Here is a 12,270-nt window from a genome sequence, read left to right as displayed (position 1 = left end):
TGCGGGCCAGGCACGGTGCCTGACCCCACTTGCTTCACCGCATGTGGGGTCAGAGACAGCGTGCCGTAAACCCTGGGCGCTGTAAGAGTCGTAGAGACGGTGCCGGAGCTTTCGTGCTTTAGCAGAGTGGGGGTCGGAGGCAGGAAGGCTGCAGGTGCAATATTTGAAGGGGCGGATGCAGCGAGACTCCTGGCGCAAGTGGTGAAGATCTTGAAGGGCAGTACAGTGCCTCCGACCCCCGGTACGGTGAAGCATCAGGGGACAGAGACAGACGTCTCTCTTCCCTTTCATACCAACGCTTCTGGCGATTGGGGGACGGAGTGAGTCTAGTAGACATAATAGGGGACGGAGGCAGCCTCCGTCCCCTTTTTCCACCTGAATTGGGGACGGAGCTAGTGCGCTTATTACCCTTGGCGCTGTAAGAGTCGTAGAGATGGTGCCGGAGCTTTCGTGCTTTAGCAGAGCGGGGGTCGGAGGCAGCTAGACTTCAGGTGCGATATTTGAAGGGTCGGAGGCAGCGACCCTTCAGGTGCGATATTTAAAGGGTCGGAGGCAGCGACCAGCGACCCTGCAGGTGCAATGTTCGAAGAGTCTGGAGGCAGCCAGGCTCCAAGCACGATATTTGAGCGGAGATCGGAGGCACAGAACAAAAACCGCAACAAGAAATCTTGAAAAGCCGTCTTTCGCACGCTAGGTACACAAAAAACCCCGGCAGCATTCACCCGGGTTCAAATTAGTTTTTCTTATAGGTCATGGTGCGTTTGTTGTATTCCAGATAGTAGCCGTTGCCTAAGATCAGTTTGTTTCCTTCTGTTTTGACGATTTCAAATTTTTCTCCTGCCTGGAGCTTGAAGATTGGAAGGTTTTCGCCGTATTGGAACATCATGGAGTTGCTATTCAGCTCTACTGTTCCGATGGAAAAAGTTACAGCGCCATTTTTCTGGATTTTGTAGCCTTCTCCAACGTCGTAGCTTTGATCATCGTAGCTGTAAACCTTCATATTTTCACCGGGCTTCAGCGTCCGGTATACGGAGCCGTCGGGTTTGAGAATGGCAGCCTCTCCCATTGCGTATACTCTTCCGACGTATGCGGATACCTTGTGGGGCTCGTTATAAATATAGTAGTCGTTCCCTATATGGTAATAGTTTTTATACGTTCCATATACACGGTACGAAGAGTCGGCCTTTAGCTGTTTAACCGGCACCATGGTGGAGCCTTTTTTCCGATAGAGAAGAATGGTGTGCTCGGAATAGACTCTTGCGACCGGAAAGGAAGAGTTGGTGGATGAGACATTCGGAAGGGTGAGCTCTCCCGGTGTTAGGATATGATCCTTTGTTAAATCCTCCGGCCGGATTTTCCATAGGTTGGACCGGCTGTTGTAATAGAGATTTCCTTCGCTGTCGTTGGCTAGCTGGAATACATCACTTGTCCGGTAGCTTGTAATTTCCAGGCTCTCGATATCCACCTTGAACAGCATTCCCTGGAATGTTCCGTACAGGTTTTTGCCCGATGGGTCGAGGAGCAGGCTTTCGGTTTTGTACATGCCTTTGATCTGGTTTGGTGTGATTGGATATAAGCTTGGTTTTTCCTTTTCGGGGTCGTAGACAAGCAGTTTATTGTCGACGATTCCCCACAGCCTTCCGTCGGGTGTGATTGTTAAGGCTGAAATCTTTACGGCATAGCCGCCCGGAAGCTGAATGACTTTTTTTCTGTATTTGGGGCTGTTTGTGTCAACAGCATAAAGCTGTGCGCTTTTGTTGGACAGGTTTCCGCTGCCGTCATAGGCGCTGGTCGCAAAATACAGGATGTCTTTTTGTTCGCTGTAAACCATGGCGGACGCACTTTGATTGTAGGAGAGTTTTTCTTTATAAGAAATTTTTCGTTTGTTCACATCATAGACGAGGAACATTCCTGTTTTTTCTCCGCGTTTCGGAATGGTTCCGGCGTAAAGTCTTTCTTTTTCTTCGTCTCCTGCCAGCGCCTTTGGACGGTCCTGCCCGCTGTCTCCGAGATTGATGATTCTTTTAGGATTTTCTCCCGGTACCCAGTTTTTGGCGGTATCGTATTCATAGAGGATGGCGTTCGGATAGACTCCAAAATACATTTTCTTTCCAACGGACGCCATGTCCTCCACCTGGCCGACGCCTTTGTACATTTTTGTTTCTTTGGATTCAGGGTTGTACACTCCCAGCTTTCCGGAGATAAAGCCGGAGCTGTAGATGTTTCCGTTAACTCCCTGGCCGACGTTATAAATATCCACAGCCTGGGAAGGGAGATTGAGCATGGTGTCCTTGTATTTATCTTCTTTTAAATGATATTGATAAAACTTCCCTCCGTTTGCCGAGAGGCCGACAAGCTTAGGCTGACCGTCTATCGAAATGATATCCAGAGAAGCGGCTGTTGCAGGTAGATCTGAATTGACTTCCTTGCTTTTTCCGTCCTTTGGATTCAGCTCGTACAGCTTTTTCTTATAGCTGTAAAAAACTGTATCCCCGTCCCATGCTTGGGAGATCCCTCTGGAATCCGCAGGGATTTCATGCTCAACCTGATCATTTTTCGTGTTTATGACTAAAAGCATACTTTGGTTTTCCATCTTGGCATAGACTCTTCCGCGGGATAAATTCAGGTCGTACACGGATGCATCCTTTTGATACTTTTCCGGAAGGATGTTTGTCTTCTGGTTTGTGTCCAGATCCCATTTTATCAGGGCGGCAGGAGATCCTACCCCTACATAAAGAGTGTTTGTTTTTTCATCGTATTCGACACTTCTCGCGTACCGCCGGCCTTTCATTACCCCTCCGAGACTTTTAAAGCCTTCTTCTTCGCTGTAAGTAATAACAGATCCGCCATAGGAGGTTACCCCAAAAATCCGGTTGGACTTTTTATCGTACGTTAAATCCCAAATGGTGGTGTTGGAAGTGGTGGTTGCTTTTCCAAGATCCGTAATTTCTTTCGTTTCCGGATCGTAGCGGTACAGATGCTCATTCGGGGTGGATCCAACCCAGACACGGTGCTGGGGATCTATTTCAATGGACCAGGCCGCAGAAGCGCCCGGGAGTGTTTCAATATCCACGATTTTCTCTGTCTGAAGGTCAATCACTGCAAGCTTGGCAGGCTCACCCTGCAGCAGGGCGTAAAAACGAGGCTGGCCATATTGATCGAGTCCCGCCTTTCCGCGTATCACATTTACATACTTAACCTGAGGACCAAGGTTCTCAAAAGGTCCTCCTGTGGCCGATGCAGGAAAGGTCAGCAATGAAATGAGGAGCAAAAACGAAAAAAATAATCGAAGTAACTTCATGAAAATCCTCCATAACGATCAATATTGCATCATTGGATCTTTCAACTATGTTCTGCATTCAGCTGAAAAATTATGTCAAAATCGTGCAAGGTCCGGAGAAATATTCAGCTTGAAACAAGCAGCTGACCGTAAAAAAACACAAAAGCCCGTGAGATTCTACCTTCTGTTTTATCGCATGGTCCTGTTTCCTTAATGATATAACCCTTTGCTGTCTGTGTCACTGTTTACCCATAAAGAATAATTCAGCAAAGAAAAGTCGGCTTGCCGGAAAGAGCCCTCTGACTGGTCAAAAAGACTTTCCAGTATTTTCACATCTTCCTTCAGTCTTTTTATAGAGGTGTAGGCCTTTCGTTTTTGGCTGGAATGGAGGTGGAAGTGGATGTACTCCCTGATGATGGTTTCATCAATATGCTTTCCGCTGGTCAAATTTGTGTAGTTAATATAATACTGGCTGAACAATTCCAGCGCTTCCTCTGTCTTCGGGTTCCGTTTGATGTTTTTCTCTTTCATTAAACCCGTCAGTTCCCGCCTTAAAGTCTGATACCTTAATTGTTTGTTGTTTCGAATTCTCATGTTCGGTTCCCGATACAATGGCTGATCCTCCATCAAAGTTCATTTTGTTCTCGAATGTCTGGGATGATCTACATTGAGACGAAAGCCATCTTTTTCTGAAAGGCTTCGTTAAACACGGCAGGCGGATTCGCTCTTGCCAGGTTAGCGGCAGCGGGTGAAAACCAAATGTGTGTTTGAACATAGCCTTTCCGAATTGCAATTGGCAGCCTGACAATCCTGGCATGAATGCTTTAGACTCATGGCTTTGCGTCCTTATCTTTCAACAAGTTTGCCTTTTACGTCTGCTCCAGCTTCCCTGAACACGAGGACTATTATACTACAAATGATCCGGGAACCGTAAAAAAGGCTGGCAATTTAGCCAGCCTTTTCCTAAAATGCCATTATTGCTGTGAAGCGGCGTCCGTGATGCGTCCTTCTCCGCCTTCTTTAATCTCTGGATTCGTTTTTACGTACTCGCTGAATGTTTCCCAGTCTACGTAGCCAGGCTCGCTTACACGGCCTTCTCCGTATGCATTTTCAAATACAGTGTAGTTGTCTCCGCCTGCAGCTGTAAAGGTGTTGGTCGCTACTTTGTACATTTTTTCAGGGTCAAGAGCGGCATAAGCATCTCCGTCTCCTTTCACTTGAACGTCTGTGACACGTTCTCCGGCAGGTTTTGTGCTGTCATACGTGAACTTCATGCCGGCAACCTGAAGGAATGCACCGGATTGAGCTGGCGCCGTATCGACACTGTGCTCCAGAGCTTCTTTAATTTCTGAGCCCTTTAAGTCCATGATGGCCAAGGAGTTTCCGAAAGGCATAACGGTCAGGATTTCACCCATCGTAATGGTTCCCTGATCAATGGAAGCACGAATTCCGCCGCCATTTTGAAGAGCGATTACAGTATCAGGGTCGATTGTTTTCGCTTTCGCAAGCATACCGTCGGTGATCAGGTTTCCTAGGTTCGTTTCTTTTGTTCGGACATTATCACGTGCACCGTCAAGAGCAACAGGTGTCTCGGCTACCTCTTCGTTTTTCACTTCTTCGATTTGAGGCTTGTACTTATTAACAATTTCCATCGCTTCAGCATCATCTGCTTTCGCGCTTACATCAATCAATTGCCCTTCGTGTGAAATCACTTTTCCCATGTAGTCAAATTCCACATCAAGAGATCCAAGGAAGTCGCTGTACTGGTAAGCCTGAACGATTACAGTCGGTTCTTCTCCTGTTTTGTCAAAGACAGGTTCATCAAGACGTGTATGGGAGTGGCCGCCTACGATGACATCCAATCCTTCTACTTCCTTCGCAAGGGTTACATCGTTGTCGCCGCCGCCATCTTCATATCCAATGTGAGTAAGGGCAACAATTTTGTTGATTCCTTTTCCTTCAAGCTCTGCTACTGCTTTTTTCGCTTCTGCGATGTAGTCCTCGAATTTCACGCCTTCTCCCGGGCTGGAGATAGTCGCTGTCTCAGCAGTCGTCAAACCAATGATTCCCACTTCTTCGCCATTGACTTCTTTTACGATGGCGCTGTAGGATTTTCCGTTTTCAGGTGCTTCGGAAATCGTATCGCTGTGAAGGTTTTTCATGTTTGCATCATTTGAGAAATCTACGTTTGCACTGACAAATGGAAATTCAGCTTTTTCTACGAAACGGGCCAAAGGCTCTGTTCCAAGATCAAATTCATGGTTTCCGTACACCATCGCATCGTAGCCTGCAAGATTCATAAGCTCAAGGTCTGCTTGTCCCTTAAATTCGTTGAAATATAGAGTTCCAGAGAAAACATCGCCGGCATCAAGAAGAAGGGAGTTTTCTTTCGCCTCTCTCATTTCTTTAATAGCCGTAATTCTTTTTGGAGCTTTTTCAACATTTGCATGTGTATCGTTGGAATGAAGGATGGATAGATCGAAGCTTGCAAACGCAGCGTCAATCTCTTCTTTCAGGCGCTCGATTTCCTCCATGATGGCAGGATCAATGTTTTCTTCTACCTTGTCTGCATCCTTCTTCAGTTCTGCAGAGTTCGGGAATAGGGCTAAAAGTGCTTTTGTAATTTCCTGATCCTTTTCTTCCAGCTTCTCTGAAATTTCGATCATTTTAAGTGCAGCTTCTTTATCATTGTCAGAAATAGCCTGATCTGCTTTTAGATTGTATTTGAACTGAGTAAGGTCAAAGCCAACCAGCTGATAAGCTACCTTTGCAGGAAGGATGTATTCGGAACCCATCGCTTCGCGGACATTGGAGCGGTATACTTTTCCGACGAGCTTGCCGTAGTTTTCGGTTTGATCAATCAGGTCAAAATACGCGGACTGCATTTCTTTGCTTGGAGTTTCGCTGTATTGTGCGCGGAAATCATTGGTGGCCCGCTTAAGCTTTTCTCCGTATCTTACAGCATCGAAGTAATAGGCGGCGCGCATTTGACGCTCAACAGCCATTTCAAGGCGTTCTCTAAGAATGCGTTTGATCCGCGGGCTGGACACTTCATTAATAACGTCCCAGCCTTCTTCGATTGCATCCTTGGTCAAGTTGTATCTCGCTTCGAATTCAGGAGTGATTTCAGGTCCGTTCGGGGTAACATTGGTGTAGTATCTATGCAGGGAGCTTGCAAGAGTTTCGGCTTTATGTACGGTTTTTGACGCGAAAGTGCCTGTGGCAGCGGATGCCGGTGTGGCTGCTAAACCAGAAGAAAGTACGGCAGCTGCAATACCCGCAGTTAGTGCTTTGCTTTTGAACATTCAGATATTCCCCTCTCAAATTAAAAAATGGTAAAACGGATTTATTTAAGCGGTTTCGGTCCCAACTAAAATTCTATCGCAACATCAGAGCTGTTTCTATGAGAAAATTGTAAATTAATTGTTTAATTTGTAAACAGATTATTATATTTACAATAAATTAGGGACTTTCAGCAGGTCGCTGACAAGGGGATAAAGCGTCAAAAAAAGAGCTGTCCGAAAACGGATCAGCTCTTTTTCATGATTATTTTATTCCATAATAGCTTTTGTACACATTTAAAACCGGGACTTTATACGCGCGTCCATTAACGGTCACTCTTCTCAAGTCCCCATAATCTTTTAATCTCTTTCTTACCCATTCAACTCTTGCTCCGTTTTTCGGTCCGTGATAAAGAGGAAGAAGCTTGGCCGCGCCTCCTGCTGCATGCGGCGCAGCCTGGGAGGTGCCGCTGAGATTTTTATAGGAGCTCTTAAAAACGGTTGAGCGAATGTCCACTCCCGGAGCAAGAAGATCGAGGCTGCTTCCGAAGCTTGAAAAAGAAGCAATTCTGTTAGTTTGATCCACAGCACCGACAGAAATGGTATAGGGGGAGGACGCCGGATACTCGACTCGCTTCCCTTTATTTCCGCTTGCCGCAATGATGACAACGCCTTTATTGTAAGCACTTTTTAGAACCTGCTCGGTTATTTCATTCCTGCCGGATTCGTCGCTTAAGCTTACATTAATGATGTCCGCTCCGTTATTGGCGGCCCAGGCGATTCCGGCTGCCTGGTCAGAGGCGTAGCCCTCGTCATTTTCATCTAACACTTTCACAGCTAGCAGTTTAGCTTCAGGGACCATTCCTACCGAGCCGAATGTATTAAAATTCGCTCCGATAATGCCGGCAATATGTGTTCCATGCTGAAGCTTCCCGGTGTCAGGCGCCATCCCCCGCTTTTCGCCATTTATGAATGAAACCCTCGAGATGACCCTTCCCTTTAAATCCTCATGCTCGGCAATCCCGGAATCTACGATGGCAATTTTGCAGGCACAGGGCTTAGAGGCGAGACGGTGGCTTTGGGAGTTTTTCACTCCCCATGAAATCTGCTGCGAGTAGCGCGGGGCTTTAAAGGCAGCGGCTCCCGATGTTTTTAAGTCGTGCTGTGCAGAGATAATGACCGGGTTCTTTTTTAGCTTTCTGATGGATCCGCTTCCTGTTAAAACAGCATAATGGCGGCCATCCAGAGAAAAGGTTTTTGTGATTCTCCATGGCTTCAGCTGTTCTTTAACCTGTGAAGGCTCTCCTTTGAGTTCGGCCAAATAGCGGAATGAAGCTGCTTCCGCTTGCTGCGGCAAATAGACAAAAAACAAACCGGAGACACAACATACAATCATGAATCTAAGCAATTTCCCCATTCTCAGCACGCTTCTCTCTTTTTCATTTTGGCGACGCAACAACCATGCCCTTTGCTTAATAGTAATCCGAAAAAATAAAAAAAACCAGATGGAAAATTTCCATCTAGTTTCGGTTAAGGATTGGTTTGCGGCCGACAGAGTAATATTCTACCGGATGCTCTGCTGCCTGCTCAAGGGAGTAGCAGTTGCGGCCGTCGAAAATGACCGGCTCATTTAATTTTTCTATATAGTCCTGGAAGGTCAATGCTTTCACTTGCTCCCATTCCGTTACGATCATGGCAAAATCCGCTCCGGTGATGGCTTCTTCCGGGCTGTCTGTATAAAGGGTCTCTGCCGGAAGCAGCTTTTTCGCATTATCTGCCGCGATCGGATCGTACGCTACGACTTCGGCACCTTCATTGACAAGCTCGTGAGCCAGTGTAATGGAGGCCGCTTCACGCATATCATCCGTGTTCGGCTTAAAGGCAAGGCCGAGCATGGCGACACGCTTTCCTTTTAAATTACCAAAGCGCTCTCTCGCTTTGGATACAAGCATTTTCTGCTGCTCTGCATTCACCTGAATGACAGATTTCAGCAGGTTGAAATCATGCTGAACATAGCTTGCGATTTGAACAAGGGCGCTTGTGTCTTTCGGGAAGCACGAACCGCCGTAGCCAATTCCCGCTTTCAGGAATTTGCTGCCGATCCGGTCATCCATCCCCATCCCTGCCGCAACATCTTCAACATCCGCTTCTAGCTTTTCACAAAGGTTCGCAATTTCGTTAATAAAGCTGATCTTCGTTGCAAGAAATGCATTGGAGGCATATTTAATCATTTCAGCGCTTCGGATCCCGGTCTTAAAAATCGGAATGCCGAATGGGCGGTTGATTTCCTCCAACAGTGCAGCTGCTTCCTCACTGTCTGCTCCAATGACAACCCGGTCCCCTTCAAAGGTATCTTTTACCGCTGAGCCTTCACGGAGAAACTCCGGATTGGAAACAGAGTAAACCTTGTAATCATCTTTAAGATGCTCTTTAACGATGGACTGAACCCGTTCATTTGTTCCAACTGGAACGGTGCTTTTGGTTACGACGACTACATCATTGTTGATGTTATTGGCGATATCAATGGCAACTTGCTCGACAAAACGCAGATCTGCCTGTCCGTCTTCACGCTGAGGCGTGCCTACCGCGATGTAGATTGCTTTTGCCCCGGCAAATGCGTCCTTGTGCTTCGTTGTAAAATGCAGTCTTCCTCGCTCGATGTTTGCCTTCATCAGTTCATCAAGGCCGGGCTCATAGATTGGGGACAAGCCCTGTCTCATGCTCTCTACCTTTTTTTCATCAATATCCACACATGTTACTTCATGTCCGATTTCGGACAGGCATACTCCTGTAACCAGGCCGACATAGCCTGTTCCAACTACTGCGATTTGCATGATGTAAAATCCTCCATATTGCTGATAGCCTCAGCGTATTTACTTTTTCACTATTTCTTTTAAATAGCTGTTTACCTGATCTCTTAGATCATCGCGCTCAAGGGCAAAATCAACAGTCGCTTTAATGAATCCGAACTTGTCTCCTACATCATAGCGCTGTCCGTCAAAATTGTAGGCATAAATCGGCTGTGTTTCATTCAAAACCTTCAGTGCATCTGTCAGCTGAATTTCACCGCCTGCACCAGGTGGAAGCTCGTCCAGAATAGAGAAAATCTCAGGCGTTAAGATGTACCGGCCCATAATGGCATAGTTGGAAGGAGCCTCTTCATTTTTCGGTTTCTCTACAAGCGTATGAACCGAAATCATTTTGTCCCCGTTTGGAGATTTCTGCGGAGCGATGATGCCATACTTAGAGACATCTTCATCCGGGACCTGCTGAACGCCTACAACACTGCGCTGATGCTGATCAAACGCATCAATCAGCTGCTTTGTGCACGGGGTTTCAGAACGGACAATGTCATCTCCAAGCAGAACTGCGAACGGCTCATCGCCTACAAATCGGCTCGCACAGTTAATCGCATGGCCCAATCCTTTAGGTTCCTTCTGGCGGATATAGTGAATGTTCGCAAGACCGGAAATGGCCTGAACCTCTTCAAGTATTTTATCCTTGCCTTTTTTGGCAAGCGTTTCTTCAAGCTCATAGGATTTATCAAAGTGGTCTTCAATCGCGCGCTTGCCTCGTCCGCTGACGATAATGATGTCTTCAATGCCCGAAGCGACTGCCTCTTCGATTATGTATTGGATGGTCGGCTTGTCCACGATTGGAAGCATTTCCTTTGGCTGTGCTTTCGTTGCAGGAAGGAAACGTGTCCCGAGGCCTGCTGCCGGTATAATCGCTTTTCTTACTTTTGTCATCTTTCATTCCCCCAATTGTGTATTTTATATAGCAAGGTTAAATGGCTTCGCCCGCTTTACTCAGCGTCAGCATTGGATTTCCCCTTAGCTTTTTCTATTTAAATAGGTTTTCTTGACGGCATTCCAGGCATACCCTGCAAAACAGACGGCTGAATACGGAAGGCTCAGTTTTTCTACTTCTCTGTAAACCTTCCATGTCTGTTTCGCGGCTTTCACTTTATTGCTGGAGATGGATCCCGGAACGAGCCTGTAAGAAGCAAGCGTTTCCTGCAGACCATGTGCCGTTATTCCTTTTTTCAAAATGGACAGCCAGAGAGCAAAATCCTGTCTCGTCCGGATATTCGGCATTTGAATTGGACCGGTTTTTTCCAGATTCACTACCGCTGTCAAGCAGCCGATGATCGTGTTTTTCAGCAGTCCATGGTAGCCGATGCTGTCAGGAATTTCCACTACCTGATTCAGCCTCCCGCCATCCTCTTTCATCAGCTCGTATTTAGTATACGTAAACGCATAATCGTTCTCTTCCATAAATCGGATTTGCTTATCCAGCTTTTCCGGGTGCCATAAATCATCACTGTCGAGGAACGCTGCGTATTTTCCCTTCACCATCCTGAGCGCAGTGTTTCTAGCCACGGCTGCCCCGCTGTTTTCATCCAGCTCAATCAGCTGAATGCGGGAATCCGCTCCGGCAAATTCCCTGATATAGTCTCTGGAATGATCGGTGGAGCAGTCATCGACGATCAGCATCTCCCAGTGGCTGTACGTTTGGGCCTGTACAGAACGAATCGTGTCCCCGATGGTTTTCGTACTGTTATAGGAAGGCGTGATCACGGATACAAGCGGTTTTTCCACGCTACCTCACCCTTCCTGCCAACGTGCGTTCATAAATATCAGACATGAGCTCTGCATTTTCTTCCCAGCGGTAGAGAGATAAAACGTGCTCTCTTCCTTTTTTTCCCATATCCCGGCCCAGAACCGGATCTTCCATGAACAGCTTCATTTTTTCTGCCAAAGCTGTGCTGTCTTTTGTTGGCACGATAAAGCCGGTCTCTCCATCCTTTACCACCTCAGGAAGACCGCCGACATTCGCCACAACGACCGGAACCTCGCACGCCTGTGCTTCCACAGCAGCTACACCGAAGCTTTCACTGTCCAGAGTGGAAGGAACAAAAAAGACATCAAAGGAATTAATGAGCTCAGGCACTTTTGCATGCGGAACCCTCCCGTGGAATACGGTCTGACCATCAATTTTTAGAGATTTCGCCAGCTCCTGATATTCCTCAAGCTTTGGGCCGGGTCCGACAATTTCAAGCTTTGTCATTTCAAACGCTTCAGGAGGAACCATCTGTTTCAGCTCTGCATAGCCCTCCAGCAGGTAGCGGATCCCGTACTTTTCAGCCATCGTTTTCACAATTCCGAATGTAACGATCTCATTTGGTTTCCGGTCAGGGAGCGGCTTGAATTTTTCCATATCCACGCCGAATGGGGTGACATCAATAGGCTTGTTTGTATACTGCGCCGTCACTTCTTTCATAACGTGGCTTGTGGACCCGATAACATCCGCTTTGCCGAGCGCATACTTGACCATGTATGTATTCAGCTTTCCTTCTTTCGGAAAATCATAAATATCCATTCCCCATACTGAAATCATATAAGGGTGGAAGTTGGCCATTGCGCCGACAAGGCCATAGCTTGAAACATAATGACTATGAAGAATATCCGGGCGAAAGCTTTTAAGCTGCTGTTTGATTTCAGGCACGGTCAGAAAATAGGAAAGCTTGTTTGAAAACTTCAGCTTTAAATAATGTGTTTGGACATTGGGCCACATGGTACGGTCCTCGTGATCCGTGTGGCTGTCAAAACTGATATTCAGGACTTGATAGCCCTTGCTGTTGTAAAAACCCAGCCACTTTTTTGTATGAACATTATTTGCCGGAGCTAAAATGGCAATCTTCATTTC

The 12,270-nt window shown here is 46.8% G+C and carries 8 protein-coding genes and 1 riboswitch; all 8 genes read right to left on the bottom strand.

Annotated elements, in window-relative coordinates; genetic code table 11:
• Positions 1-733: 733 nt before the first annotated feature.
• Positions 734-3,301, bottom strand: coding sequence for a hypothetical protein (locus ACQCVE_RS06295; protein ID WP_426862125.1), 2,568 nt, complete (start codon positions 3,299-3,301; stop codon positions 734-736).
• 189 nt (positions 3,302-3,490) lie between these two features.
• Entirely contained in the window at positions 3,491-3,892 is a 402-nt protein-coding gene (locus ACQCVE_RS06290) for a swarming motility protein SwrAA (protein WP_426842931.1), read from the bottom strand.
• A gap of 180 nt (positions 3,893-4,072) precedes the next feature.
• A riboswitch (cyclic di-GMP riboswitch) is annotated at positions 4,073-4,157 on the bottom strand.
• A gap of 97 nt (positions 4,158-4,254) precedes the next feature.
• Entirely contained in the window at positions 4,255-6,585 is a 2,331-nt protein-coding gene (locus ACQCVE_RS06285; RefSeq protein ID WP_426862123.1) for a 5'-nucleotidase C-terminal domain-containing protein, read from the bottom strand.
• Between the two features lie 241 nt (positions 6,586-6,826).
• Positions 6,827-8,017: a S8 family serine peptidase gene (locus ACQCVE_RS06280; protein WP_426842933.1), complete on the bottom strand. Its 1,191-nt coding sequence runs from the start codon at positions 8,015-8,017 to the stop codon at positions 6,827-6,829.
• A gap of 64 nt (positions 8,018-8,081) precedes the next feature.
• Entirely contained in the window at positions 8,082-9,398 is a 1,317-nt protein-coding gene (locus ACQCVE_RS06275) for a UDP-glucose dehydrogenase family protein (RefSeq protein ID WP_426862142.1), read from the bottom strand.
• Between the two features lie 36 nt (positions 9,399-9,434).
• Entirely contained in the window at positions 9,435-10,310 is an 876-nt protein-coding gene (gene galU, locus ACQCVE_RS06270) for a UTP--glucose-1-phosphate uridylyltransferase GalU (RefSeq protein ID WP_426842934.1), read from the bottom strand.
• Between the two features lie 84 nt (positions 10,311-10,394).
• A complete protein-coding gene (locus ACQCVE_RS06265; RefSeq protein ID WP_426862121.1) occupies positions 10,395-11,162 on the bottom strand; it encodes a glycosyltransferase family 2 protein in 768 nt (255 codons plus the stop codon).
• A gap of 1 nt (position 11,163) precedes the next feature.
• Positions 11,164-12,267 carry a glycosyltransferase gene (locus ACQCVE_RS06260; RefSeq protein ID WP_426862120.1) on the bottom strand — a complete coding sequence of 368 codons (1,104 nt, stop codon included), beginning with the start codon at positions 12,265-12,267 and terminating at the stop codon, positions 11,164-11,166.
• Between the last annotated feature and the right edge of the window lie 3 nt (positions 12,268-12,270).

Origin of the sequence: Metabacillus sp. 113a, assembly GCF_050107635.1 — a bacterium.
Classification (GTDB): domain Bacteria; phylum Bacillota; class Bacilli; order Bacillales; family Bacillaceae; genus Metabacillus_B.
The sequence above is the reverse complement of the archived record's forward strand: the minus strand, read 5'-3'. Positions and strand labels throughout refer to the sequence as shown.

Coding starts and splice junctions, on each gene's coding strand:
- galU (WP_426842934.1), bottom strand. CDS start 10,310: ATGACAAAAGTAAGAAAAGCGATTATACCGGCAGCAGGCCTCGGGACA.
- ACQCVE_RS06285 (WP_426862123.1), bottom strand. CDS start 6,585: ATGTTCAAAAGCAAAGCACTAACTGCGGGTATTGCAGCTGCCGTACTT.
- ACQCVE_RS06260 (WP_426862120.1), bottom strand. CDS start 12,267: ATGAAGATTGCCATTTTAGCTCCGGCAAATAATGTTCATACAAAAAAG.
- ACQCVE_RS06295 (WP_426862125.1), bottom strand. CDS start 3,301: ATGAAGTTACTTCGATTATTTTTTTCGTTTTTGCTCCTCATTTCATTG.